The organism is Austwickia chelonae NBRC 105200, assembly GCF_000298175.1.
GTDB lineage: Bacteria > Actinomycetota > Actinomycetes > Actinomycetales > Dermatophilaceae > Austwickia > Austwickia chelonae.
On the sequence record NZ_BAGZ01000008.1, the window covers coordinates 535185 to 561172 of the forward strand.

General features: G+C 65.3%; 19 protein-coding genes. 18 read left to right on the forward strand and 1 reads right to left on the reverse strand.

What is annotated here, in order from left to right:
- Nucleotides 1–123: 123 nt before the first annotated feature.
- The 10 genes from AUCHE_RS09115 to AUCHE_RS09160 all read left to right on the forward strand — a co-directional run bounded on the left by AUCHE_RS09115 (nt 124) and on the right by AUCHE_RS09160 (nt 11877).
- Nucleotides 124–1767 (forward strand): CocE/NonD family hydrolase, encoded by a 1644-nt coding sequence (locus AUCHE_RS09115; RefSeq protein WP_006503008.1) that lies wholly within the window; start codon nt 124–126, stop codon nt 1765–1767.
- Between the two features lie 84 nt (nt 1768–1851).
- Nucleotides 1852–2307 carry a GntR family transcriptional regulator gene (locus AUCHE_RS09120; protein WP_245706790.1) on the forward strand — a complete coding sequence of 152 codons (456 nt, stop codon included), beginning with the start codon at nt 1852–1854 and terminating at the stop codon, nt 2305–2307.
- A gap of 444 nt (nt 2308–2751) precedes the next feature.
- Nucleotides 2752–3687, forward strand: coding sequence for a sulfite exporter TauE/SafE family protein (locus tag AUCHE_RS09125; protein ID WP_006503010.1), 936 nt, complete (start codon nt 2752–2754; stop codon nt 3685–3687).
- On the forward strand, nt 3684–4682 hold the full coding sequence (locus tag AUCHE_RS09130; RefSeq protein WP_006503011.1) for an ornithine cyclodeaminase: 999 nt from the start codon (nt 3684–3686) through the stop codon (nt 4680–4682). The genes AUCHE_RS09125 and AUCHE_RS09130 overlap by 4 nt, the downstream gene beginning before the upstream one ends.
- Nucleotides 4683–4753: 71 nt before the next feature.
- The gene (locus AUCHE_RS09135; protein ID WP_052024847.1) at nt 4754–5275 is read left to right on the forward strand and encodes an exonuclease domain-containing protein; all 522 of its coding nucleotides are present in this window, start codon (nt 4754–4756) and stop codon (nt 5273–5275) included.
- Between the two features lie 253 nt (nt 5276–5528).
- Nucleotides 5529–6725, forward strand: a complete 1197-nt coding sequence (locus AUCHE_RS09140) for an acyl-CoA dehydrogenase family protein (protein ID WP_006503013.1) — start codon at nt 5529–5531, stop codon at nt 6723–6725.
- Nucleotides 6726–6984: 259 nt separating this feature from the next.
- A complete protein-coding gene (locus AUCHE_RS15655) occupies nt 6985–7395 on the forward strand; it encodes an META domain-containing protein (protein ID WP_006503014.1) in 411 nt (136 codons plus the stop codon).
- 298 nt (nt 7396–7693) lie between these two features.
- The gene (locus tag AUCHE_RS17155) at nt 7694–8554 is read left to right on the forward strand and encodes a general stress protein (protein WP_006503015.1); all 861 of its coding nucleotides are present in this window, start codon (nt 7694–7696) and stop codon (nt 8552–8554) included.
- A gap of 142 nt (nt 8555–8696) precedes the next feature.
- Nucleotides 8697–9419: an ABC transporter ATP-binding protein gene (locus AUCHE_RS09155; protein WP_006503016.1), complete on the forward strand. Its 723-nt coding sequence runs from the start codon at nt 8697–8699 to the stop codon at nt 9417–9419.
- Nucleotide 9420: 1 nt separating this feature from the next.
- Entirely contained in the window at nt 9421–11877 is a 2457-nt protein-coding gene (locus AUCHE_RS09160; protein WP_006503017.1) for an ABC transporter permease, read from the forward strand.
- 86 nt (nt 11878–11963) lie between these two features.
- Here the strand turns inward: AUCHE_RS09160 and AUCHE_RS09165 are convergent, their stop codons facing one another.
- On the reverse strand, nt 11964–13472 hold the full coding sequence (locus AUCHE_RS09165; protein ID WP_040322060.1) for an aminopeptidase P family protein: 1509 nt from the start codon (nt 13470–13472) through the stop codon (nt 11964–11966).
- A gap of 128 nt (nt 13473–13600) precedes the next feature.
- On the opposite strand from AUCHE_RS09165, the gene AUCHE_RS09170 reads away from it, so the two are divergent.
- From AUCHE_RS09170 to AUCHE_RS09205, 8 genes are all read left to right on the forward strand, one after another.
- Entirely contained in the window at nt 13601–15337 is a 1737-nt protein-coding gene (locus AUCHE_RS09170) for a threonine/serine exporter family protein (RefSeq protein ID WP_162137239.1), read from the forward strand.
- Nucleotides 15338–15497: 160 nt separating this feature from the next.
- Complete coding sequence (locus AUCHE_RS09175) at nt 15498–18221, forward strand: phosphoenolpyruvate carboxylase (RefSeq protein ID WP_040321864.1); 2724 nt, start codon at nt 15498–15500, stop codon at nt 18219–18221.
- A gap of 1021 nt (nt 18222–19242) precedes the next feature.
- On the forward strand, nt 19243–19605 hold the full coding sequence (locus AUCHE_RS09180) for a hypothetical protein (protein WP_143114821.1): 363 nt from the start codon (nt 19243–19245) through the stop codon (nt 19603–19605).
- 75 nt (nt 19606–19680) lie between these two features.
- Entirely contained in the window at nt 19681–21030 is a 1350-nt protein-coding gene (locus AUCHE_RS09185) for a purine-cytosine permease family protein (protein ID WP_006503022.1), read from the forward strand.
- Between the two features lie 329 nt (nt 21031–21359).
- A complete protein-coding gene (locus tag AUCHE_RS15660) occupies nt 21360–23048 on the forward strand; it encodes a thioredoxin family protein (protein WP_006503023.1) in 1689 nt (562 codons plus the stop codon).
- Between the two features lie 91 nt (nt 23049–23139).
- Complete coding sequence (locus AUCHE_RS15665; protein WP_006503024.1) at nt 23140–23988, forward strand: DUF1684 domain-containing protein; 849 nt, start codon at nt 23140–23142, stop codon at nt 23986–23988.
- Nucleotides 23981–24709 carry a tRNA-dependent cyclodipeptide synthase gene (locus AUCHE_RS09200; RefSeq protein ID WP_052024849.1) on the forward strand — a complete coding sequence of 243 codons (729 nt, stop codon included), beginning with the start codon at nt 23981–23983 and terminating at the stop codon, nt 24707–24709. The genes AUCHE_RS15665 and AUCHE_RS09200 overlap by 8 nt, the downstream gene beginning before the upstream one ends.
- 183 nt (nt 24710–24892) lie before the next feature.
- Nucleotides 24893–25918: a radical SAM protein gene (locus AUCHE_RS09205; RefSeq protein WP_006503026.1), complete on the forward strand. Its 1026-nt coding sequence runs from the start codon at nt 24893–24895 to the stop codon at nt 25916–25918.
- Nucleotides 25919–25988 lie beyond the last annotated feature (70 nt).

Genomic DNA, 25988 nt, shown 5'->3' on the forward strand with positions numbered 1-25988 from the left:
ACCAACCTTCGTCCGCATTGTTACGAACTGGGGTATCTGGGTGAGTTGGTCGACCAGTAGCGTCCTTGGCACCCCCGTCTCTATCGAAGGGAATATTTAGTGTCGAATCGCTCTGCGTCTGGCGTGGCCGTCACCAGCATCGCCGCCGTCGTAGCTCTCCTCACCCCCACCCTCGCCACCGCGGCGCCTCTCCCGGGGAAGCACCTTCGGGCTGTGGCCACGGTCGACCGGGCCGCGAACGACAAGGATGGGGCGCACACCACCAAGGAAGCGGTCACCATCACCGCCCACGACGGTGTCAAGCTGTCGGCATACCTGGTCAGACCCGCCGGTCAGGGAAAATTCCCGGTCGTCGTGATGCCGGCGAGCTGGAGCATGAACCGGGCCGAATATCTCGTCAAGGCCAAGGAGATGGCCGCCCGCGGTTTCATCGTGGTCTCGTACACCAGCCGGGGGTTCTGGGAATCCGGCGGTCAGATCGACATCATGGGGGAGGACACCCAACGTGATGTCAGCGATGTCATCGACTACGCCCTGAAACAGCCTGGCGCGGACAGTGCCAAGGTCGGCGTGGTCGGGATCTCCTACGGCGGGGGAGCCGGTCTGTTGGCCGCGGCTCGTGACCGCCGGGTCAGAGCGGTCTCCTCGATGTCGGGCTTCGCCGACCTGAAGGAATCCTTCTTCCCGAACCGGACGATCAGTTCGTCTGCGATGGGGCTCCTGGTGAAGCTCGGCAACCTGACGGGGCGTCCTGCTCCTGTCCTGCAGGAGGCCCAGGCCAAACTGGAGTCCCCCGACGCCGCCGCGGCCGAGGCTTTTCTGGACAAATTGTCCGCCAGCAGGTCGGCGATCAACAAGGTCAAGGAGATCAACGCGAACGGGGCCGCGGTGCTCATCGCCCACGGCACGGATGACAGTTTCTTCCCGGTGAACACGATGACCGACTTCTACGATCGGCTGACGGTTCCCAAGCGTATGTTGATGGCCGGAGGTGACCATGCGATCCCTGACATCCCCGGTCTCATCGGACTGCCGAGCGACTCCTGGGATGCCACCCTCGCCTGGATGGACCACCATCTTCGCGGGGTCACCACGAAGGCTGATGCCGCGCCACCGGTGAAAGCGGTGGTGGCCAACACCCGGATGCCCCGGGTGGCTCCGACGGTGAAGGCATTGGCCAGTCGTCAGTCGGTGAACTATCTGACCGGCGCGGACCCTGATGAGCGCAAGCCCACCGGGCGGCTCTCCGACAAACCGGCGAGTGGCTGGAACACCTCGATCTACAGCGGTAAGGGGACGGTCGCCGACTCGGGTGCACTCCTGATCAGCGGGGCGCTCCAAGGTTTCATGAAGTTGCCGCCCCTGGCCTCGATGCCCTTGGTCGATCGTACGGCTGCCGGGGTGTGGCTCGGCCAGCCGTTGTCGAAGGATGCGATCGTGGCCGGCGCGCCGACGGTCAAGCTCACTGTCACCCCGACGAAGGCGGACACCACGCTCTTCTTCTATCTGTACGACGTCGACAAGGCGGGGATGGGCGGTCTGTTGACCGCGCATCCGTACACCCTTCGGGGCGTGACCCCGGGCAAGCCGCAGACGATCACGGTGCGTTTGGCTGCTGAACACTGGGCGGTCAAGGGAGGTCATCGGTTCGGTCTGGTGGTCGACACGAAGGATCCCCGGTGGCAGTCGGTCTCTGCTGCGGATGGCGCGGTGACCTTCTCCTCGCCCAAGGGGGCGGAGTCGTCCTTGACGATCCCGCTCGGCTGACTCTTTGGCCGTTTCTCGCGCCCTCCCGCTCTGGCCTCTGCATGATGCCGGGTCGGGTGGGCGCGATGGTCGGAGTCGTGGCCGGTGGCGACGAGATGCACGCCCTCGGCGATCACCCGGGATAGGTTGGCGGACGTGGTCATCACCCTCGATCCGGGCTCGTCGGTCGCGCCCTACGAACAGATCCGTGATCAGGTCGTCGAGGCGATCGTCGGGGGAGCACTGTGTGCCGGCGCTCGTCTGCCCACCGTCCGTCAGCTGGCCGGTGATCTCGGTCTGGCCGTGAACACTGTCGCCAAGGCCTATAAACGGTTGGAGGCCGAGGGTCATGTCGCCACCCGTGGACGCCATGGCACGGTGGTGTTGCCACGTCGGGTGGTGAGCAGGGACGAGTCGGCGGGGGGCGATCTCACCGCGGGCGGCGCGAGTTCGGAAGCCGGGGACGAGGTCTGCGCGGCGGCGGAGGAGCTTGTACGGGCGGCGCGGCGGCACGGGTTGGATCTGTCCGAGACGATCGGGTTACTGCGTCAGTCCTGGTGATTCGAGGGGTTGCCCGTTGACGGGGGTTGATCTTTCCCGGATTCACGGTCGGGACTTTAGGCCTTAATATGCACATTTTTCTCTCGGCGGAGGTCTTGTTGCATATCTATATGTGACCGAGGGCCCCGGGTGTCGAATGTTCCGGGTCATGTACGCTTTAGGTGAGGCTAACGCATAGGGCGTTTTTGCCGGGTGGATATTTGTGCACCCGGGTGTCGTCCTATATTTTGTGGCATATTCTGAATGGATGAGGTAGGGATTTTTTTATCCTGCCGATGATTGACAGGAATATGCTGCCGCTCGTTAAGCTTATTTGTGATCGATCCCCAATCGGGACTGGCAACGGGGCCTATCAGATGCCCCATCCATGTGATCCACCTGGGGCAGTGGTGAGTGCGCTTGGGGATATCCGCGCATATTCTTTCTCTTCACTGAGGAATCACAATGCTCGCTGTTGTCTTGACATTGATCGTTCTGGTCAATCTTTTCTTTGTCGTCACTCTGGTCAAGGATCTTCATCATCACCGCCACCAGCTGTGGGAAGAACCTGGAAACCGGGCCCAGATGGCAGGCTCGCAGGCGATCATCTATTTCTTCTCGACCTTCGGCATCTCCGACTTCGCCATCGGTTCTGCGCTCTATCCCAAAGTCAAATGGGTCGTGGATCGGAAACTTCCCGGCACGCTGAACACCGCCTGCGTGATCCCGGTCGCCGTGATGGCCCTGAGCTACATCTCCTCCATCGAGACTGACCTGTTCACTCTGGGCCTGGCCGTACTCGCCCAGGTCGTCGGTGCCTTCTTCGGCGCCCCGGTCGTCGCGAAACTTCCGGCACGGATCATCAAATGGGGCATCATCGCAGGTCTTCTGGTCGCCGGTGGCCTCATCCTCATGCACAAGACCGGCCTTTCCCCGTCCGGTGGCGACGCCACAGGGCTCACCGGTGGGAAACTCCTCGCGTTCGGTGTGCTCTCCCTGATCTACGGCGCGCTCAACAACATCGGCATCGGTTCCTTCGCGCTCACCATGGCCACGGTCTACTCGATGGGAATGGATCCCCGCGTCGCCTTTCCGATCATGATGGCGGCATGCACCTTCTCGGTGCCGATCGGTTCGGTCCAATTCATCCGCCATGACGCCTATGCGCGCAAGCTGACCCTTTTCTCCGCGGTCTTCGGCAGCTTGGGCGTCCTGGTCGCGGTCTTCTTCGTCAAGAGCCTGAACGTCTCCGCCCTGCAATGGGTCGTCCTCGGGGTGATCGCCTACACCGCGGTGAGCATGCTGTTGGATCTCCTGTCCGAGAAGAAAAAACCCCAGGAAGAATTTTCCTCGGTAGCCGTTGCCGCTGTCGAGACGAGTGAGAAGAAGGACCACGCATGAAGATCACTGCCGTCAATGCCAGCGAGATGCAGTGCATCTTCGACATGCGCGCAGCTGTCGACGCCGACAAGGAAGCGTTGAAAGCCTATTCGGCGAAAGAGTGCAAGATCCCGCTGCGGGTGAACCTGGATGTCCCGGAATACGAGGGGCAGAGCTTGTACATGCCAGGTTACGCAGCCCCGGAATCAGCTCTGGGTATCAAGATCGTCTCGGTCTATCCGCGCAATATCGAACGGGGGTTGACCAGCGTGCCCGCCACCATGGTGGTGCTCGACGCGCAGACCGGGATGGTCTGTGGATTGCTCGACGGCACCTGGCTGACCCAGCAGCGCACCGGCGCGGTCGCCGGAGCCGCCACCGAACTGCTCGCCCGGGAGGACGCGGCGGTCTTCGCTCTCTTCGGTACAGGCGGCCAGGCCGAATGCCAGCTGGAGGCTGTCCTCACCGTTCGTCCCGGTATCACTCAGGTGCGGGTGTTCGACCTGTCGACCGAGCGGGCCGACGATTTCGTCCGTCGGATGTCCGAGCGTTTCGCGGGTCGCTTCCCGGCTGTCATCGAGCGGGCGGACAGCTCCGCCGCCGCGATCACCGGCGCCGACATCATCACCACGGTCACCACGGCCAGCGAGCCGGTCTTCGACGGTTCGTTGGTCGAGGCGGGGACCCACATCAACGCTGTCGGGTCGTACACCCCTCAGATGTGCGAGGTCGACCCGGTGGTGCTGTTGGCCGCCGACAAGGTCTACTGCGACACCCGGGACGCTCTCGTCGAGTCCGGGGACATCCAGATCCCCTTGCGGGACGGCAGGTTCGATCTCGACAAGGTGACTGGAGAACTCGGAGAGGCATTGCTGGGAGCGGTGCCGGGGCGTGAGTCCGCCGAGGAGATCACCTACTTCGAGAGCACCGGTAATGCGGTGCTCGACGTCGTGGTCGCCCAGCGGATCTACGCCGAGGCCGTCGCGCAGGGGCGGGGAAGCACCATCGACCTGTGACCGAATCGTGCGACCGGGACATCTACGGGGTACCCGGTCGCACGATGAGGAAGGTGCATCTGGATACTTCAATGTCCGTTCGGACGAAGACACTTGCAGATCTTTTCTTGACCGGTGTGGGGGTCGGGGTGAACAGACTTCGCGGGATCACGCGCGAGATGGTCGCGAATGCGCCTCGACGGCGTGAGATCTTGCCCGAGATCGTGGAGCGTATCGGCTCGGACCCCGTCGTCGCCCATAATGCTGCTTTCGACATCAGCGTTATTCGCGAAGCCTGCGCGGTGGATGAATTACCCTGTCCTTCAATTGACTTCCTGTGCACTCCGGCTTTGTCGAAAGCGGCTTTCGCGCTTCCCTCCTATCGGCTGCCCTTCGTCTCCCAAGCCTGTGGCTTCGAGATGACCAACCATCACGAGGCCCTGGCCGACGCCCGGGCAGTCATCGGCATCGTCGATCATCCGGTAGCGGCCGCCGGGGTGTCCTCGTTGGTGGAGCTGGCTGAACACCACCGGGTGGCGATCGGACTTCAAGCAAAGGGGCTGCCGGTCGAGGTGATGTCCGAAGCTGACTTCGTCCAGCATCTCGCGTACTGACCCCTGCTCGCCGTGCGCAATGGCGCCGCCCCCAGGGGGTGGGCGCCTCGCGGAGGTCTCCCCTGATCGACGGCTCAGGGGAGATCGGGTGGCACGTGTCGATCATCACGGACCCCAGCGGGACGGAAGGCTTGGGAACAGCGGGATACTCGCGCCGTACGCCGATACCCGCAGAAGTCGCACAGCGGATGAATCGGACGTAGCCACAGCCTGAATCGACCCGCCGGGTGGACCGGTGTACGAGAGGATGACCATGTCCCGACTGCAGCGCACCGCAGGCCTCACCGAGGAGCAGACCGAGCTCATCAAACTGGTCCGCGAGTTCGTGGAGGACCAGATCCTCCCCGTCGCCACCGAGATGGAGCACCAGGACGAATATCCGCAGGCCATCGTCGACGCGATGAAGGAGATCGGGATCTTCGGCCTGATGATCCCCGAGGAATACGGCGGACTCGGTGAATCCCTGCTCACCTACGCCCTGTCCGTGGAGGAGATCGCCCGCGGATGGATGAGCGTCTCCGGCATCATCAACACCCACTTCATCGTGGCCTACATGCTGCTTCAGCACGGCACGCAAGAACAGAAACAGCGTTATCTGCCCAAGATGGCCACCGGCGAGATCCGCGGGTCGTTCTCGATGTCGGAGCCCGGCTGCGGGTCGGACGTGTCGGGCATCAAATCCCGCGCGGTCAAGGACGGCGACGGCTGGACGATCAACGCGCAGAAGATGTGGCTGACCAACGGCGGCTCGTCCAACCTGACGGCCGTGCTGGTGAAGACGGACACCGGTGCGGACAGCGTCTACAAGAACATGACGACCTTCCTCGTGGAGAAGGAACCTGGCTTCGGGCCGCAGGACAACGGCATCACCGTCCCCGGCAAGATCGAGAAGATGGGCTACAAGGGCGTCGACACGACCGAACTCATCCTGGAGAACCACAAGACCACCGACGCGCAGATCCTCGGAGGAGAGGCCGGCAAGGGCTTCTACCAGATGATGGACGGCGTCGAGGTCGGCCGCGTCAACGTGGCGGCGCGGGCCTGCGGTGTCGCCCGGCGCGCCTTCGAACTGGGTATCGCCTACGCCCAACAGCGGGAGACCTTCGGGAAGAAACTCGTCGACCACCAGGCGATCCTCTTCCGACTCGCCGACATGGCCACGAAGGTCGAGGCCGCCCATCAGATGATGGTCATGGCCGCCAAGCTGAAGGACTCCGGTCAGCGCAACGACGTCGAGGCCGGCATGGCGAAGTACCTGGCGGCGGAGTACTGCGCCGACGTCGTCGAACAGAGCTTCCGCATCCACGGTGGCTACGGCTACTCCAAGGAGTACGAGATCGAGCGGCTCTACCGCGAGGCGCCGATGCTGCTGATCGGCGAGGGTACCGCGGAGATCCAGAAGATGATCATCGGGCGCTCACTGTTGAAGGACTACAAGCTCAAGGGATGACCGGCGTGTCGGACGACACGTCGAGCCGTCCCGAGCCGTGAGCGAGGCGGACCGCTGAACTCCTCTGATAGATACAACAGATGGCGCACCCCCGGAGTTTTTTGCCAAATTGCTTGTGTAGCAATGAATTTCCCGGGTTTCTCGGAGTCTCGGTGATAGACATGCCACGGCGAAAGGGCCGCAGGCCAGTGCCAACAGTGATCTCCTGCCACACCCTTGCGCCGACCAGCGAAACCAGAAACAGAAAGGGAAAAGAGCAATGCGTCTTCGTACCCGTACCGGCGGTGGGGTCCTCACCGGTGCACTCGCCACCTTCGCCGCGCTCACCATGGCCGTGGCACCCGCCGCGACCGCCGCGCAGCCCGGTCTCGCCGGCCCGCAGTGGAACCTGCAGAATGCCGCAGCACAACCCGCCTACTTCCAGATCAACGGCGACCAGCTCAACGGCGCAGGACCGTGCAACACCATCAACGCCCACGCCGTCGTCCAGGGCGACAAGGTCACCTTCGACACCGTGGTCACCACCCGCGTCGGCTGCCACGGCACCGCGGCACAGGTCGAAGAGAAACTCTTCCGTGCCCTCTCCGAAGGCCAGGCGCAATACCGCGTCGACGGCAACACCCTGACCCTCACCCGGGACAGCGGAACGACGGTCTTCGCCGCCCGGTGAGCCACGGCGACCCTCGCTGAAATCATCGGCGGGGATCCACGCCGATGACCCACAGTGCCCCGGTCGGGTGGGACGATGGTCCACACCGACCGGGGCACAGCACTGTCCCGGCATCGTCACCGGACGAGCGCCCACGCCACCAGAAGAAGGCCCGCCCCCGAACAGGAATGATCACGAAGCCGACGACGTTGTCGATCGACTAGCGTGAGGCGTTCCAGCGGGTCGCACCGCGAGTCCGGCATACCAGTCGAGGAAGTGAGCCGACATGACCCAGCCCGGTGGGCAGCCGAGGATACCGATGAGCACCCTGCAACTGCAGCATCCGGTCAGCCTCCACGTGTTCGAAGAGTACGAACAAGCCCAACGAGCGGTCGACTACCTGTCCGACCGGGAATTTCCCGTCGAGAACATGATGATCGTCGGTACCGACCTCAAACAGGTCGAACGAGTCACCGGACGACTCACCGGTGGCAGGGTCCTCGCCTCCGGCGCCGGCTCAGGAGCCTGGATGGGCATGTTCTTCGGGTCCCTGATGTGGCTCTTCGTCGAAGGAGCCGGACCCGGACAGTTCCTCACCGCCGTGCTCGTCGGCGCCGTCTTCGGCATGATCTGGGCGGTCATCGCCTACCGATTCAGCGGCGGAGCCCGCGACTTCACCTCCGTCAGCCAGGTCGTGGCCACCCGGTACGAAGTCCTGGTCGAACACCACCTCATCGAGGACGCCCGCCGCCTGATGGAGGAGATGCGACAAGGCATCCCCGGCGGCGGAAACACCGCTACATCCCAGGAACACCCCCACGACCCGTCCGCCCCCGGCACCTGGGCCGGGGGAGCGCACACCCCGCCGTCCGAGGGAAATACCCCGCCCCCGCCGCCCGCCGTCTGGGACGGGCAGGGCACGCCGCAGCACCCCACCGCGCCGACGAAGAAGCCGACCGACGCCGCACCCCAACCGAAATACCGCACCTACGGTGAAGCCCTGGACGCCCAACGCGCCGAACGGGAAGCCCGCGAACAGGCCGGACGGCAGAAACCCACCCCGACGACCCTCATGCCCCAGAAACCACCAGCGCCACCGACCACCGCCCTTCCCCAAGGAACGACAGAACAGGAAACGCCGACCCCCGCGTCGGAACACCAGGAGAAGAAGGACAGCTGAGTCGAACCTGATCAGCCCTGATCAGCCTAAAGGGCGATCAGGAAGGCCCTGAGATCGTACTTCTGGCCGATTCGTCGAAAAAGTCCCCTCCGTAGGGTCGTTGACGTGCGAAAGCACACGACATGACTCCACGGAGGGGACCTTGACCACCGCTTTCACTCGGCCACGAACCCGGGCAGCCATCCGGACCGAACACTTGGCCAAGCTCTACGGCAGCGGACAGACCGGTGTCACCGCGCTCGACCGGATCGACGTCGAGATCTTCGCCGGCGAGTTCACCGCCGTCATGGGCCCCTCCGGGTCGGGCAAGTCGACCCTCATGCATGTGACCGCGGGTCTCGACGAGGCCACCTCCGGACGTTCCTGGATCGGTGAGACGGAAATCACCTGCCTGTCCGACGACGAACTGACCCGGCTGCGACGCGACCGCATCGGATTCGTCTTCCAGGCCTTCAACCTGATGCCCACCCTGGACGCCCGGGCCAATATGCTGCTCCCCCTCAAACTCGCCGGTCGCCGAGTCGAGCAGGACTGGTTCGACCAGGTCGTCACCGTGCTCGGCATCGGAGACCGACTCGGACACCGTCCCTCCGAGTTGTCCGGCGGGCAACAACAGCGCATCGCCATCGCCCGGGCGCTGCTCAGCCGGCCTGCCGTGATCTTCGCCGACGAACCCACCGGGGCCCTCGACTCCGCCTCCGGCGACGCGATCCTCGAATTCCTGTCCCACAGCGTCCGAGAGCTGGGCCAGACCGTGGTCATGGTCACCCACGACGACCACGCAGCCTCCTACACCGACCGGATCATCACTCTCACCGACGGGCGGATCGTCTCCGACGACATCCGCGCCGGGGCCGAGGTCTGAGATGCTCACCCAACCTCGTCGACTCGTGTCCGCAGCACTGGCCATCGTCCTGGGTGTCACCTTCGTGGCCGTGGCGCTCTTCCTGGGGAATGCCATCCGTTCCTCGACGGAGCAGAGAGTGGTCGGAGACCTTGCCGACGCCGGCGTGGTGATCACCCGCAAGAAGCAGGAAAGGGGGCCGACCGGGCCCGCGATTTCCGATACCTATGTCGCAGCCGTCCGCAGCCTTCCCGGCGTCACTGGGACACGGGTGCTCTCCGAACGAATATTCTTCCAGGACATGGGCGGACATCGCAGCCCGACCTCGGTGCGCACTGTCCTCCCGCAAGGCATCGGCACGGTCACCTCCGGGCGGCTACCGGAGAAGCCCGGCGAAGTGGCGGTGACCTCTGCGCTGGCCGCTGCCAGAGGCGTCCGGGAAGGGAACGACCTCCGCATCGGACACGGCTTCGATGCCCCGACAGTCCGAGCCCACGTCGTCGGTGTGGTCGATCCGGGCCCGAACGGGACCAGTTCGCCTCTTCCTACTCTGTTCGCAGCCAGTTCCGATATCGCCGCATGGTCAGGAGAGCCCGGAGCCGACGAAGTCCAGGTCATCGCGCCGGATGTCGACGTAAAAAGCCTGCGGACCCGCACCTCAGCGCTCCCCGGCGGCGGCGCCTTCACCATCCGGACCAAGGCCGACGAGGCCGAATACCGGGTGGGCCAGGCCAAGACGGCGGTCGAGACGACGAAGAAACTGTTCCTGGGATTCGCTGCCGTCTCGGTGGTGGTCAGCGCCATCGTCATCGCCAACACCTTCTCCATCCTGGTCCTCCAGCAAGTCCGTGAGCTGGCTTTACTGCGTTGTGTCGGAGCGAGGCGACGCCAGGTCTTCGGGTTGGTGCTGCGCGAGGCACTGTTCTTGTCCTTCGTCGCGTCTGCGGCGGGGGTGATCCTCGGCGCAGGAATTGTCGCCGTCGTCTCCGCGCTGTCGGCAGGAAGCTCGACGGAACTGGGCTGGCAATGGGTGTCCCCGGCGGCGGTCGCCCTGCCCATGTCGCTCGGGATGGTTGTGACCACCCTCGCCGCGGTCGTGCCGGCTCATCGCGCTACCCGGGTGGCTCCGATGGCTGCGCTTCGTCCCGAATTCGTTTCGCCGGTGAGGAGCAGGTCCGGGCGGATCCGGACTTTCCTCGGTTTCCTGACCTTCCTGGGAGGGACCAGCGCTCTGGTGGTGGGTGCAGCGAGCAGCAAGCTGGTTCCGGCCATGATCGGTGGTGGGCTGTCCGTCATCGGGATCGTCATGGTGGGCGGTGTCATCGTCCCGCCTCTGGCAGGTCTGCTCGGTGCCCTTCCGGCCCGGGTTGCAGGTCTGCCCGGGCAGCTCGCGGTCGACAACTCCCGTCGGAACCCCGCCCGGGCAGGGGCGACTGCCAGTGCCCTCTTCGTCGGGGTCGCGCTGATCACCATGATGAGCGTGGGAGCCGAGAGCGGACAGGCCAGTCTCTCGCAGGAATTCGATCGTCGTGCCTCGGTGGACGCGTTGATCACCTCCGAGGAGAAACTTCCCGAGGGCGTCTTCGAGAAGATCCGGCATTCTCCGGTGGTCGCGGCGGCCGCTCAGCAGAGCACCGGCCAGGTGACCTTGACCTCGGCGGACCCGGCGAGGACCTTCGAGATCAAGGCGGAGGCCCAAGGACTGGGCCCTGGTGCCGACCAGGTGATCCGCTACCGCGGTTTCGTCGAAGGCGTCGGCCCGGACACGGTGCTGCTGAGCAGCGAACGCCATCGCGGGGTGCCCGACGGTGCGAAGGTCACGGTGACCGGGCCCCGCGGGGACACGCTCACGGTACGCGCCGTGGTCAGAGAAGGGGGCCCGGGGTCCCCGATGCTCACCGCGGACAACCTTCGGAAGGTGAACCCGTCTTCCCGACAGGCGATCGCGGTGCGACTCGCCGACGGGCAGGACCCCGCCGCCGCCGTGGAGAAAATCTCTGCCCTCCTGCCCGGTGACCAGGCCCGGGTAGGAGGGAGCGCGGTGGAGCGAGCCGAGATGCACAAGTTGATGCAGAGGATGCTCTACGTGGTGATCGGATTGTTGGGGGTGGCCGTGCTCATAGCTCTGGTAGGGATCGGCAACACCCTGGGCCTGTCGGTGCTGGAACGTGGGCGTGAATCGGGCCTGCTGCGGGCCCTGGGCGTAACCCGTAGCCAGTTGCGCCGCATGTTCGGCGTGGAAGCGCTGGTCCTGGCTGCCGTCGGTACGACGACCGGGATCGTCGCAGGTATCGGCTACGGGGCTGCGGCGGCTCAGGCATTGCTGGGCTCGAGCGTCACAGCGCTCGTGGTCGTCATTCCCTGGGGGCGTCTGGCCTTGGTTGCTGCGGTGGCCCTCGCCGCAGGCTGGCTGGCTTCGGTCGTGCCGGGTCGACGTGCCGCGAAGGTCTCTCCGAGCAAGGCCCTGGCTGCCGAATGAGCTCACGGCCCGGGGGTGTCCAGCACCTGCTGGTGGGTGCCCCCGGGCCGGGTCTCCCGGCTTCCGGGGGACACCACCGGGTCGGCTCAGGGCAGCAGCTTCGCCAGCCAGGACTCGAGCTCGTCGATCTGCGAGGGCAGATGCGGGCTGAGGATCTCGCATCCGTCCTCGGTGACCAGGACGTCGTCCTCGATCCGTACTCCGATGCCGCGTAATTCCTCGGGGACGAGCAGGTCGTCCTCCTTGAAGTACAGGCCCGGTTCCACGGTGAGGATCATCCCGGGACGTAGCTCGGCGTCCATGTAGTCCTCCCGGAGGGCTCGGGCGCAGTCGTGGACGTCCAGCCCCAGGTGGTGGCTGGTCCCGTGCACCATCCACCGTCGGTGCCACTGCCCGTGTTCGAGATCCAGGGAGTCCTCGACCGAAGCGCCCTCGGGCAGCAGCCCCCACCGGTGCAGATGTTCGGCGATCACCCGGATCGCGGCGGCGTGGACGTCCTTGAACCGGTGGCCCGGTCGGATCGCGGCGAAACCGGCGGCCTGCGCGGCATGGACCGCCTCGTAGACGCGACGCTGGGCGGGTGTGAAGGTTCCCGAGACCGGCATCGTACGGGTGATGTCCGCCGTGAACAGGGAGTCCATCTCCACACCGGCGTCCAGCAGGAGCAGGTCACCTTCCCGGATGTCCCCGGTGTTCCGGATCCAGTGCAGAGTATTTGCGTGATCGGCTGCGGCACAGATCGACTCATATCCGACCCCGTTGCCCTCGTGCCGGGCCGTACGGTTGAAGGTGCCCTCGATCCACCGTTCTCCGCGTCCTCGACGGATCGCCTCGGGGAACTCGGCGACCACCGCTTCGAAGGCCCGGGCCGTGGCCGCACAGGCCTGCCGCATCTGATCGACCTCCCACGGGTCCTTCACCAGGCGCATCGTCGACAGGACCCGCGCCAGCTCCAGGTCGGACTCCTGGGCGACCTGCGCCGCCTCCTCGACGGACCCGCCTTCGGTCAGCGCCGTCGCCCGGACCGTGTCGATCTGCGCGGCGACCTGGTCGTCGGCATCCCGGACGACCCTGACCTGGACGGAGCCCACATCCTTGCCGACCTCGTTCTCGAAGGCGGACAGATCACGGCACTCCAGGCCCAGTTCGGCCTGGGTGGAGGCCAGGGTCGGACGGGAGCCCACCCAGTACTCCCCGTAGCGGCTGTCGGTGAAGAACTCCTCGCTGTCCCGTCCGGCGGACGGCCGGAAGTACAGGATCGACTCGTGCCCGCCGTCCTCGGCCGGTTCCAGCACCAGCACCGCGTCCGGTTCCCGGTCGGCACCCAGACCGGTCAGGTGCGCGAAAGCACTGTGCGGGCGGAACATGTAGTCACAGTCATTGCTCCGCACCTTCAGACCCCCGGCCGGGATCACGAGCCGTTCGCCGGGGAAGAACTCGGACAGTCGTGCCCGTCGTCGCGCGGCGTGATCGGCGACCTCGGCCCGTTCGGGCAAGGGTTCCGGTGAGGGGGCCCATCCAGAAGAGATATAACGACGGAATGCTTCGGTGGAAGGGATGCCTCGGTGCTCTGCCTTGGTCTGTTTCTCGCTCACGAATGCCACTCTGCCACGGCAGTATCGACGGCAGCGTCAGGCGCGGCAAAACGCCCGGAACAGTTCTGTGATCAGGCGATTTGCGATAGGTGCCCGGCGTCGCTGAATCTGGTCGAACACTGGGCGGGGTGAAAGCGGGGACAGGGCGGGACATGGCACATGACGACAAGCCGGACGACGACCGCGGCAAGCCCTCCGAGGCGTCCGACCAGGCAGGCGGTGAACGTAGTGCTGCGATGACCCGGCCTGCCGGGAACGACCATCCCCAGCCGGTACCGAGCCTCCACGAGACCGGCCCGATCGCCACCAAATCGGTGACCTCCCCGCTTCCGCTCACCCCGGCGCAACCGGAACTGCGCAGCCCGTTGGACGACGCGGCCCCGGCTGCGGAGAGCGCCGCCGCCAAATCGGTCTTCCGCACCCGGTCGGCCATCCAACGCTGGCCCTTGGACGCCGAGCGACGCACCCGCCTGCGCAACCGTTTCCTGCATGCCGTCGAAGGGGCCCCACCCACCTGGGGCATGCGGATACAACCGGCGGACGACGGAGTCGAGGAAGCCCGGGCCCGGGCCGTGATCGACCTGGCGATGCGGATCGCCGAGGCGCTGCTCACCACGGGATCCTCGGCCGCCGATGTCACCGCCACCGCGATCCAACTGACCCACGCCTACGGTCTGCGCTCGGTGCACGTCGACGTGACCTTCACCTCGATCACCGTCTCCCACCACCGAGGAGAACGCCACGACCCGGTCACGGTGATGCGGGTCGTGGCCAATCGCACCTCCGACTTCGACCGGCTGCGCCGCATCCAGAAACTGGTGGCCGCTCTCGCCCAGGACCCGATCCCCATCGAGGAGGCCCGGGAGCGGTTCACCGAGATCATGCGCCGCCCCCACCTCTACCACCGGGACGTGGTCACCGCGGCCAACGCCGGGCTGGCAGCGGCGATCGCGGCTCTGCTCGACGGGAGCTGGCAGGAGATCGTCCTCACCCTGGTCACCGCGGCGTTCATCGACCGGTCCCTGTTGTGGGTCTCCCGGCGCGGACTGGCCGCTTTCTTCGCACAGATCATCGGGGGAGCGATCCCCACCGGCGTCGCCGTCATCCTCATGTATGCGCGAGCCCACGACGTGGCCGGGCTGGGATCGGTGTCACCTTCGGTGGTCGTCACCGCGGGGATCGTGGTGCTCCTGGCCGGACTGCAACTCGTCGGCGCGGCCCAGGACGCCATCGACGGTTATTACGTGACGGCGACCGGCCGTGGTTTCGAGGTCCTCCTGATGACTCTCGGCGTCGTCGTGGGGATCCTGATGGTGCTGGGACTGGGTAACAGGGCGGGCGTCCCGGCGTACATCTCACCGACCCTCGGGTTCGCGCCGTCGGTGACCTTGCAGATCAGCCTGGCCGGTCTGGTCTCAGCGGCCTTCGCGATCACCACCTACTCGGGGCCGCGCACCGTCCTGGTCTCCTTGCTGACCGGGGCGTTGGGCTGGTCGGCCTACCTGGTGGGGGTCTTCTTCCAGCTGTCGATCGCCCCGGCGAGTGCGATCGGCGCTTTCGCGGTGGGCGCTCTCGCACCCGCGCTGGGACGGATCTGCCGGGTCCCTTCCCTGGCGATCACCACCGCCGGGCTGGTCACCCTGCTGCCCGGCGGGATGGTCTACCGGGGGTTGTACGACTATGTCGGCGCGGCCTCCGACGAGGGGCTCGCCACGCTGATGTCCGCCGGGACGGTGGGCCTGGCGCTCGCCGCAGGGGTCAGCCTGGGCACCTACGTGGGTCGTCCGATGGGAGAGACCCGCGCTTCCACGGAGCACAAGAAGGCTTTGCGTCGGGTGTTGCGGCGTCGGCGGACCACCCGGTGAACCGGTCGGGATCGTCCTGGGCGCCATCGGGGCGCACCCGGACCTGAGCCTGCCACAGCGGTTCTGCCGTGGTCGTCGGGGTCGTGGCCGACGGGACGGGAACGTCCGTACGGCGAACCTGCAGGAAGGACAGAGCGTGGGGCTTCCTAGCATGGAGGGTATGAGCGGAGCTTCCTCCGTGGCACCGGCTTCGTCCGAACTGCCGCGGGTATCTCGTGATCTGGACCTGTTGACCTCCTTGCACGCCACCGTGCTGCGCGAGGCCGGGCTGTCCGATCTCGTCGATCTGATGCAGACCTTGGTGGAGGCGGCCGCCGACACCGGTGACGCTGGGGCCTTCACCCGTGCCCGGGAGGTCGTGGCCGGGATGGACGACGAGACAGCGGCCTTGTTGGCCCGGACGGTGACGGTCCACCTGCACCTGACGAATCTGGCCGACGAGCGGATGCGGGCACGGGCCCTGCGTGCCGAGGCCCAGGACTTCGGCACCGGTGTCGAAGCCGGGGGAGTGGGCGCTGCGATCGCCGAGATCGGTGAGTCGGCGGCACAACGGGTCGAGGAGCTGCGGATCCACCCGGTGTTGACCGCGCATCCCACCGAGGCGCGTCGCCGGGCGGTCACCACGGCTTTGGCGCGGATCTCCGAACAGTTGGATCGTTTCGACGATCCGTGGTCGGGGAATCTGGAGCGTGATTTCGCCCGCCGCCGGATGCTGGAGGACATCGACATCCTGCAGCGCACGTCGACCTTGCGGCGGACCAGGCCCGAGCCGGGGGACGAGGTCAAGTCGATCTTGACGGTCTTCGATCAGACCCTGTTCCGGGCCGTGCCCCGGTTGTACCGGGCCGTGCACGAGGGGCTCGGCGCCCGGGAGCTCCCTCCGGCGTTCGTCCGCTTCGGCAGCTGGGTGGGGGGCGACCGCGACGGCAACCCGTATGTCACTGCGGAGGTGACCCGGCGCACCATGGCTGCTCAGGCCCAGCACGCGTTGGCTGCCCTGGCCCAGCACGCGGACCGGATCGCCCGCACCTTGACCATGGACGAGAGCAGCACGCCTCCCTCGGACGCCCTCATGGAGGCCCTGGCCAATGACGCGGTGCGTCTGCCCGATGTCATCGCCCAGATCGTGAAGGACTCGCCGGGTGAACCGCACCGCCAGAAGATGCTGGTGGTGGTGGCACGGCTGGATCTGACCCGTCGGGAGAAGGCCGGGATGGCCTACACGGGCCCGCAGGAGATGCTCGCGGACCTGGCCTTGGTGCAGGACAGTCTGATCGCGGCCGGAGACACTCGAGCGGCCGGTGGCGAGTTGCAGCAGTTGATCTGGCTGGTCGAGACCTTCGGTTTCCATCTGGCCGAGTTGGAGGTGCGCCAACACAGCGAGGTGCACCATGCCGCGTTGGTGGAGCTGCTCGGCGGGGTCGAGGCGGTGGACGATGCGGAGGCCGCCGCGCAGGACCCGGTCTTCCTGGACCGGTTGGCTGTCGAGGGTTGGCCGGAGGGTGTCTCCGGGCGACGGATGACCGAGTTGTCCGAGCGCACCACTGAGCTGCTCGACACCTTGCGGGTGATGGCCTACCTGCAGGAACGATGGGGCGAGCGGAGTTGCGGCCGGTATATCGTCAGCTTCAGCCAGTGCGCAGCCCATCTGGTGGCCGTCCGTGCGTTGGCCCGTCTCGCCGTGGGCGACCGACCGCTCCGGCTCGACGTGGTGCCCCTCTTCGAGACGGGTGAGGACCTGAGGGGCGCGGAAGCCACGCTGCACGAGTGGGTGGAGCTGCCCAGCACGGTCGCCTGGTTGCAGTCGACCGGACGTCACGTGGAGATCATGCTCGGCTATTCGGACTCGGCGAAGGACGTCGGCCCGGCCAGCGCGACGTTGACTCTCGACCGGGCGCAGTCGAGGTTGGCGGCGTGGGCACGTCGACACGACGTGCGGATGACCTTGTTCCACGGCCGGGGCGGTTCGCTCGGCCGGGGTGGCGGGCCTCTGCACCGGGCGATCCTGGCGCAACCGACCGGGTCGGTCGGCGGCCGGTTCAAGGTGACCGAGCAGGGCGAGGTCATCGCGGCCCGGTACGGCGACGTGATCATCGCGCAGCGGCATCTGGAGCGGTTGACCAGTGCGGTCCTGTTGACCGACGAGCCGGAGCGGTCACGCCGAAGGGGAGAGACCGGCCGTTCCCACGCGGTGCTGGCCTCCACGATCGACGAGGCTTCGCAACGGGCTTATCGGGCTCTGGTCGAGTCTCCGGGTATCGCGGACCTGTTGGCTCAGGCCAGCCCGTTGGACGAGCTGGGTGAGCTACGACTGGGATCACGGCCTTCCCGACGCAGCGGGGTGGAGTCCGGGCGGTCGCTGGCCGACCTGAGGGCCATTCCTTGGGTGTTCGCCTGGGCGCAGGCGCGGGTGAACATCCCGGGCTGGTACGGGCTCGGGTCCGGTTTGGCCGCTGTCGACGATCTGGGGGCTTTACGGCAGGCCTATCGGGAATGGCCGTTGTTCGCTTCGTTGATCGATGTGGCCGAGATGAGCCTGGCCAAGGCGGACCGTGCGCTCGCCGAGGCCTTCCTGGATCTGGGGGAGCGTCCTGAGCTGGTGACGATGATCCTGGCCGAGTACGACCTGAGTCGTCGGCTGGTGTTGGCGGTCTTGGATCAGGATGAGTTGTTGGAGTGCAAGCCGCATCTGCGGCATGCCATCGATATGCGTCGTCCGTACATCAATGCTTTGTCGCATCTGCAGATCCGCGCTCTGCGGATGGTGCGGGAGGGCGCGGCTGTCGAGGAGGGGCAACTCGACGAGGAGGTGGTGAAGCGGTGGCGGACGGTGCTGCTGTTGACCATGAACGGGGCTGCAGCGGGTCTGCAGAACACCGGCTGAGCCTTTGTCGTACGGGACGGGGTCCGGTCGGTGGTCTGCGGGCCGCCCACCGGACCCTTGTCGTTCACTGGTGTTCTTTGAGGAAACGGTGCTGAGATTCTCAGCTGACGGTCGAGAAGCTGTGTTCTGATCGGGGAGTGATCGGCTGCGGCGGCGGTGTACGTTCTCCTCATCTTCGGGTGGGGGGTCTGACCGCGTGACATCGTTGCTCCGGGGGACTGACCACCCTTGTGTAGCTGATCGCAGCTGTGTCGGAGGTGCTCTCCGATGTCCGGTGGGAGATGACCCTCCGGGTTTTTCGTGCGCTGTCGCACGGTAGGCGCCCGGGGGAGGGCGCGTGGCGGGGAGGTCGCAGCCTTTTCGTGGTGGGTTCGTCGTGGCCGGTGGCGCAGCGGCGCCTTCGGCGGTCTGCGGAGTCGTGACCGGACTGGATCGGCGGGCCCTGTGGGTTCGATGCGTTCGCGTCGACGGCCGGGTTCCGGTATGTCGAAGGGTGTTGTTTTCCCCGTTCAGAGGGCTTCGAGGCACAGCCGAAGGTTTTCTCCGGAAAAGTGGGTCCGCATGAATGCGACCTATGGCGAATAGTGTCGAATTAAGTGTAATTCGGACATAGAACCTTGATGAAGGTTCAATGATTTTGGCGGGCCTCCGGGGAATGGCATACCACTGCCTAACTTCTGCCCCGGACGTCTGGCCGCTGGCACCCTACGCCTGTTTTTTCATGCCAGCAACTCGGTTTCATAACGCTCGATTTCGGATTTTCGACGACGAATCTGCTGGTCAGATTCGATCTGGGTGATTTCTCCCCCTCGTTTTGGGTGAAAAATGGAGCCAAAATGTAAGTGAATTGTCTTCAGGGCTTTACATCTTCGTGCTCTACGTAGTTGAATCTCCCCTGTCGTGCGGCCAGGGCTTCGAACGTCCTAGTGCTGCAACGTTTCTCGAGGTCAGCGAGGGGTTGTTGATGTATAACGATCGATCTGGGATCGGTCTGGCAGGCACGAAGACGATCGCAAAGTCGATGAGCGTCGCCATGATCTGTCTGTCCATGCTGTCGCTGTCCGCCTGCGGTGGAGATGCCAAGGAAGGCGGCGCCGCAGGAAGCTCCGAAAGCACCCCGCCGGCACCGGCGGTCTCGGCCCACCCGGTCTCAAAGGTGGAGGAGGGGGCCAAGGACACCGTCACCAAACTCGGCGCTAAACCGGCCCAGGCGGACGATGTCGAAGCACTCATGAAGCTCGCCTGCGTCGTGAAGCAGTCCGACGTCAAGGACGACGCGATCGCCGAGCAGATCCGCACCGAGGCAAAGGATCGCAAGGTCCCTCAGGCCGCGCAGAAACCCGAGGTCGTCATCGCGGCCGCGAAGCAGTACCTGTGCCCCTGACCCTGGCTGAGCTGGAAGGACATCATGGCTACACCCCCTGTTGCCCAGAGCACGGCCCCCGCGGAGAAAACTTCCGTGAACGATGCGTCGTCAATCCCTGAACACGACGACTACGCCCTGACCAGGGTCCCCGAAAGTGCCCGTTACGGATGGTTGACCGTCGCGGTCCAACGTTTCGGGATGCTGTCGGCCCTTGCCCAGTTCCTGCTCTCGGCCTCGATCGGGATCGGCCTGAGCTTCTGGGACGCGATGATCGCCATCACCCTGGGCTCGGTGATCCTCGAAGTGGTCTCGATCCTGTTGGGTGTGGCCGGCGTCCGTGAAGGTCTGTCGACCTCGGTGCTGGCCCGCTGGTCAGGTTTCGGCACTGCGGGATCCGCCGTGGTCGGACTGGTCGTCGCCGTCACCCTGGTCGGTTGGTTCGCGATCCAGAATGCGGTCTTCGCCGAAGGCCTTTACACCCTGATGCCGGTGCTGCCGGTATGGGCCTGGGCGGTGCTCGGTGGCCTGGGAGTCACCGCGATCGTGACCCTCGGTTTCTCCGCGATGTCCTGGGTCGCCTGGGTCGCGGTGCCTGCCTTCCTCCTGGTGTGCGTCTGGTCGGTCTCGCAGGTGCTCTCCCAGCACGGAACGGCGCTCTTCTCCACTCCGCCTCCTGGACAGCCGATTTCATTGGCGGCAGCGACCACTTTCGTCGCCGGCGGGTTCATCATCGGCGCGATCTTCACCCCTGACATGTCGCGGTACAACCGCAGCGTCGCCGATGTGGTGAAACAGACCGTCCTCGGCGTCACCTTCGGTGAGTACTTCGTCGGAGTCATCGGGGTCCTGCTCGCCCACGCCCTGAAGATCACGACCCCGGACGACGCCAAGGTGGTCATCGAGATCATCCAGTCGACCTCCGGTGTCGTAGGTGTCATCATCCTGGTCCTGTCGATCATCAAGGTGAACGACTGGAATCTCTACCCCTCCAGCCTGGGGGTGGTGAATGCTCTGCACGCTCTCGTCGGGGTCAGCTTCTCCCGGGCGAAGGTCGCTGTGGCGCTGGGCCTCGTCGGATCGCTGATGTCGGCACTCGGCTTCGCCAAGCTCTTCCAACCGTTCCTGTTCGAGTTGGGCATCCTGTGCCCGCCGATCGCAGCGATCATGATCGCGGACTACTTCGTCTGCCGGTCATGGCGCGACGAGCTCGACGAATCTCGCCTTCGTGGCGAACTTCCTTCGGAGGCGCCGACTTACGTGCCGGCAGGGATCATCGCCTGGGTCATCGGATATGTGGTCGCCAGAGCGTCCGCCATGGTTCCGGACCTGCTGTGGGGCTGGAATATCCCGGCCCTGACATCGATGATCGCAGCCTTCCTCTGTTACCTGATCGCAGCTCGATTCGGCCTGGCCCGCGGGTCCGGCATCCGGAAGATCAGCTGAACCAGGTCTTTTGAACCCATGAATGATCAGCTCCGCTCCCATGTATCCGGTGAATTCAACCGGCGTGACCTCTGAGCTGATCTGAATATGTGGGGCGGCATCTTCGGAGACATTCCGAAACATGATGCAAGCCCGGGGCCGTCTACCTTCGAAATCTCGATCGGCCCTGCCCGGATACCAAAGATTTCGTGTCCTCATGAGAGGACGCGACGCGGATGATCCGAAGAGATGGAGGTGGCTAAGTGATCTGTATTTTCCGATTACGCGGAGACCCACTGAAAAGGTAGACGGACTCGACTGTCGACCACACATCGAAAGGGAAAGATTTTATGAATTCGATTGCACGGCGTTCCGTGGGACTGGTGACTGCGAGTGTTCTGCTCCTCACCGGTGTCGGTACCGGAGTGTCCAATGCCGCCACCACCTCCCCGTTCGGGGCCGAGGTGTCTGCGGTGCAGGGCGGCGCGTCGATCGTCGACGTGAACATGAGCAACCTCGAGCAGCTGAAGAAGCAGAGCAGCCAGCGGCCGGTGTTCTTCCTGATCACCGCTCCTGCCTGGTGCGGTGCCTGCCGGACGATGGACCCGGTCATCCGTCGGATGGCCGAACAAGCTCAGGGCAAGTGGACCCTGGCTGTCATCGACGCCGACCGGTCCGACGCCAAGCGTGCCTTCCAGGTGCGTGGCTACCCGACGATCGTCCCCTACGCCAAGGGCAAGGAAGGGTCGCACCTGTCCGGCTTCCCCGGTGAGGCAGGGCTGAAGTCCTTCATCGACAAGACCGTCAGCGGTTTCGGTCCGGTCGACTCCAACCCGCCGAACAAGCCCGAGGAGCCGGGACGTCCTGGCCGCCCGGGACAGCCTGGCCAGCCCGGACGTCCGGGTCAGCCGCCGTCGGGTGAACTGCCGATCGACGACGGTGGTCAGAAGCCGGTTCGCCCGGGGCAGCCGGGTCAGCCTGGTGGCCCTGGCGATGGCCAGAAGCCGGTCCGTCCGGGTCAACCGGGGCAGCCCGGTCAGCCTGGTGGCCCTGGTGACGGCCAGAAGCCGGTCCGTCCGGGTCAGCCCGGTAGCGGCCAGAAGCCGGTCCGTCCGGGTCAGCCCCCGGCCGGTGACATCCCGATCGAGGATGGTGGCCAGAAGCCGGTCAAGCCGGGACAGCCTGGTGGTCCCGGTGACGGCCAGAAGCCGGTCAAGCCGGGTCAGCCTGGTGGCCCTGGTGACGGTCAGAAGCCGGTCAAGCCGGGACAGCCCCCGGCCGACGGTGGCCAGAAGCCGGTCAAGCCGGTTGCCCCCGGCAAGATCGTCGAGGTGACCGACAAGAACTTCGACCAGCTGATGGCCGGTTCGAAGAAGGTTCCCTTCATCCTCGACTTCTCCAAGGAGGGCTGCGACCCCTGCGAGAAGCTGGCCCCGGTGCTGGCGGAGAAGGCGAAGGCCGGCAACGGCGCCTTCGTCATCGGCAAGATCGACGGGACGAAGTACCCGAAGATCTGGGAGCGTTTCGACAAGCCGTGGTTCCCGACGTTGATCTCCATCATCGACGGCAAGGAGACCTCGCGCCGTAGCGGTTACGACGGCGACAAGGCCGCCGTGAACACCTGGATCGACCAGGCGGTCAAGGGCGGCAAGGTCGTTGCCGACCCGGCGACGGTGAACATCAGCGACGAGGACTCCTGGAAGAAGGTCGTCGCGATCTCCAAGCGGCACCCGGTCGCGCTGCGCCTGCACCTGGACAACTACTCGCAGTCGTCGAAGCGTCACGGACAGACCGCTGCCGAGCTGGCCAAGGCCAGCGGTGGCAAGTGGACCCTGGCCAATGTGGCGTCCAACGACTCCGCCGTCCGGAAGATCCTCGCCAAGAACGGCGTGAAGCTTCCTGGTGGTCTGCCGGCCATGGTCGTCATCTACAACGGCAAGCTGCAGTCCTCGGTTCCTCCGCTGCAGGGCCCGCAGGGCAAGCCGCAGATGGAGGCGTGGGTCACCAAGATGCTCAGCACGAAGTACCCCACCAAGTAAGTCCCATCATTTCCTGATCGGCGGGGCCGGGTACGAGAAGGTCTTCGTACCCGGCCCCGTCGGCGTCGTACAACCCTTGTTGAGGAGAGAAATGTCCGCTGGTGTCGAAGAGACCGAAGCCGTCCTGTCCCCGGAGGAACTCGCCCACCGAGAATGGGCGCAGGAACGGTTGACCGCAGTGACCGGGGCCCACGGGCCGTTGGCCCTGGTGGATTTCCACGAGGTCAGCGGGCGTGAACGCGTCATCGACCTGCCGATGTCGGCCGAGCCCGGTCCGGACGGCCAGGGGGTGTTGATCGTTCCCGACGAGGGCGCGCAGATCGACATCGACGGGACACCGGTCACCGAGCCCACGGTGCTCTCTCTGCTGCGCGGCGACGGCACTCCGTTGCTGACCTGCGGCGGCACCGTGGTGGATGCCTTCAGCCTGGACGGTGACTCCGTGGAGCTGCGGATCTACCGGGCCGAGAACGAGCAGGCGCAGCGCTTCGCGGGTATCGAGGTGTACCCCTTCGACCCGGAGCTGGTCGTCCGCGGGGAGTTCCGTCCCTACAGCCAGGCCACTGACGTGACGTGGGGCTTCTCCCGGGAATCCGACGACGGCCACGACAAGAAGGTGCCCGGGGTCGTGGAGGTCGAGGTCGGCGGGAAGCGCTACGACCTGGTGGCCTTCCTCGACCACGGGTTGCTGGTGATCGTCTTCGCCGACGGCACCACCGGGCGGGAGAGTCATGCGCCCGGACGTTTCCTGAAGCTGTCCGGTGTCACCGGCGCAGGTCCGGTCAAGGTCGACTTCAACCAGGCGTTCATCCCGCCGTGCGGTTTCTCCGACTACTTCAACTGTCCGCTGCCCCCGGCCGAGAACCGGATCGAAGCACCGGTCCGCGGCGGGGAGAAGCACGTCCTATGGGCCGACGAGACGGATGGCCACCGTGACTGAGGTCCTTCTCCGCGATGTCGTCTTCCGGCGCGAGCCGCTGACCGAGTCCTGTGCGCAGATCGTGGCCGAGGCCGAGCATGTCTGCGTCGGGGTCAGCCCGTTCAACGGTTATTTCAACCAGGCCCGGATCACCGCGCTGGTGCAGTGGGCGTTCGAGACCTACCCGCAGGCGAGTTTCTTCGTACCGGACAAGTCGGCGGCGCACACCTTGCGTGCTCTGGGCTATGCCGAGGCCAAGGCCGAGTCCAAGGCCCGTAAACAGGGCAAGTACGTGCTGAACAAGGTTCGGACGGCGTTGGCTCAGGCGGGTGTGGAGGAGACGCCGGGGATGGTGCTCTGCCATGAGAACCTCTCGGTGAACCCTCGCTATCTGGAGCTTCTCCAGGAAGGACGGCGGCGTTATCTCGAGGAGCCGGGCTTCCAGGAGGCCACGGTGGCGACATCGCGGGGGATCCTGCAGGCCTGGGCCGAGGAAGGGAATCCGCCCCAGGAGAACCAGGAGGAGCAGGCCGTCCAGTATTTCCTGGAGGAGCTGCCCATGTTCATCGATACCCCGGGCATCGTCGGAGTCGACTCGTCGGTCTTCGTCTACCACCGGGAGATTCCCTACCTGAGGCGTCTCTACGACCGGGAGCTCAGCTGGCATCCGGTCGAGCGCCAAGGGTTCGCGCTGGTCACCGTCGACGAGGACTTAAGGGGTGGTCCGGCCCCGGAGGTGTGAGTTTCTGCATCGGTGATCTGGGTGGGGTCCGCGTGGAGGGTACGCGGGCCCCACCTGCGGTGTCCGCAGGTCGTCGAACGTCGGAACATCAGCTGAATTTCACGAGGCGACTATGGAATATCGAACATATCAGGGCAAATATGGGCCTCCTCGGGGTGATCCTGTCCTCCAGGAGGCTTTTCCGTGTCCCTTGCCGTCAGCGAGTACAAGACCTTAAGGCGTCGCATCGTCCGTCATCTGTCGGCCGTGCGCCATCTGACCCCCGCCCGGACCGTCAATCTCGGGCGGCTGGTCCGTGACATCAGGAGCCGTGAGACGGTCGTCGGTTCCCGCCCGATCTTCGCCCGGATCAATCCGTGCTCCTTGTGCAACCTGTCCTGTCCGGCCTGCCTCATCTATGCCGACAAGGAAGGACTCAAGGAGTACATCCGGCCCAAGGGCATGATGGCGATGGAGACCTTCCGTCGGATCATCGACAGCCTCGACGGTTCCCTGCTCCAGGTGATCCTCTACGACGAGGGTGAGCCGCTGATGAACAAGCGGATCTGGGACATGGTGGCCTATGCCCACGCCCGGAATATCCGCACCGTGATCAGCTCCAATCTGTCGTTCAGGATGAGTGACGAGGCCATCGCGCGATTGCACGACTCAGGCCTGGACTATCTCGTGGTCGCCCTCGACGGCCTGACCCAGGACGTCTACGGGCAGTACCGTCAGGGCGGTCATGTCGACTGGGTGAAGTCGAATTTCGAACGGATCATGGAGTATCGCCGCCGTCATCCTTCCCGGAGCCACACCCGGGTGGAGGTCCAGTTCATCGAGTTCGACTTCAATGCGCACCAGAAGGACGCCGTCGTCGCCTATGCCGAGAAGCACGGAGCCGACCATGTCAACTGCTTCCTGCCCTTCGCTGAGGAACTGGCCGATCATGCGAGCCTGAAGGGGCTCCCACGTTCCCATTACGGATGTTTCGATCTCTATGCGATTGCCGATTTCGACATCGACGGCACCTTGTACAGCTGTGATTTCCAGGAGGATTCCGATGCGCCCGGTATCGGCAACATTCTTCGGGAGGATTTCGACGCGTTGTGGAACTCGCCTCGGATGGTCGGCCTGCGAGGAGGTTTCACCGACCGCACGGTCGAAGTGTCCGACCGGGTGTGCGTATCCTGCCCGATCACGCGAGGAGTGCCTCGGGTGCTGAACTGACCTCTCCTGCGGTGCAGCAGGGAACAGTCGGGCCCGGCCACCCTCGAAAGGTGGCCGGGCCCGATCCGGT

Excerpts from the sequence above, each read along its gene's own strand:
- AUCHE_RS15665 (WP_006503024.1), top strand. The coding sequence starts at position 23,140 with ATGTCCGCTGGTGTCGAAGAGACCGAAGCCGTCCTGTCCCCGGAGGAA.
- AUCHE_RS09180 (WP_143114821.1), top strand. The coding sequence starts at position 19,243 with ATGAGCGTCGCCATGATCTGTCTGTCCATGCTGTCGCTGTCCGCCTGC.
- AUCHE_RS15655 (WP_006503014.1), top strand. The coding sequence starts at position 6,985 with ATGCGTCTTCGTACCCGTACCGGCGGTGGGGTCCTCACCGGTGCACTC.
- AUCHE_RS09130 (WP_006503011.1), top strand. The coding sequence starts at position 3,684 with ATGAAGATCACTGCCGTCAATGCCAGCGAGATGCAGTGCATCTTCGAC.
- AUCHE_RS15660 (WP_006503023.1), top strand. The coding sequence starts at position 21,360 with ATGAATTCGATTGCACGGCGTTCCGTGGGACTGGTGACTGCGAGTGTT.
- AUCHE_RS09140 (WP_006503013.1), top strand. The coding sequence starts at position 5,529 with ATGTCCCGACTGCAGCGCACCGCAGGCCTCACCGAGGAGCAGACCGAG.
- AUCHE_RS09175 (WP_040321864.1), top strand. The coding sequence starts at position 15,498 with ATGAGCGGAGCTTCCTCCGTGGCACCGGCTTCGTCCGAACTGCCGCGG.
- AUCHE_RS09125 (WP_006503010.1), top strand. The coding sequence starts at position 2,752 with ATGCTCGCTGTTGTCTTGACATTGATCGTTCTGGTCAATCTTTTCTTT.
- AUCHE_RS09135 (WP_052024847.1), top strand. The coding sequence starts at position 4,754 with ATGTCCGTTCGGACGAAGACACTTGCAGATCTTTTCTTGACCGGTGTG.
- AUCHE_RS17155 (WP_006503015.1), top strand. The coding sequence starts at position 7,694 with ATGAGCACCCTGCAACTGCAGCATCCGGTCAGCCTCCACGTGTTCGAA.
- AUCHE_RS09160 (WP_006503017.1), top strand. The coding sequence starts at position 9,421 with ATGCTCACCCAACCTCGTCGACTCGTGTCCGCAGCACTGGCCATCGTC.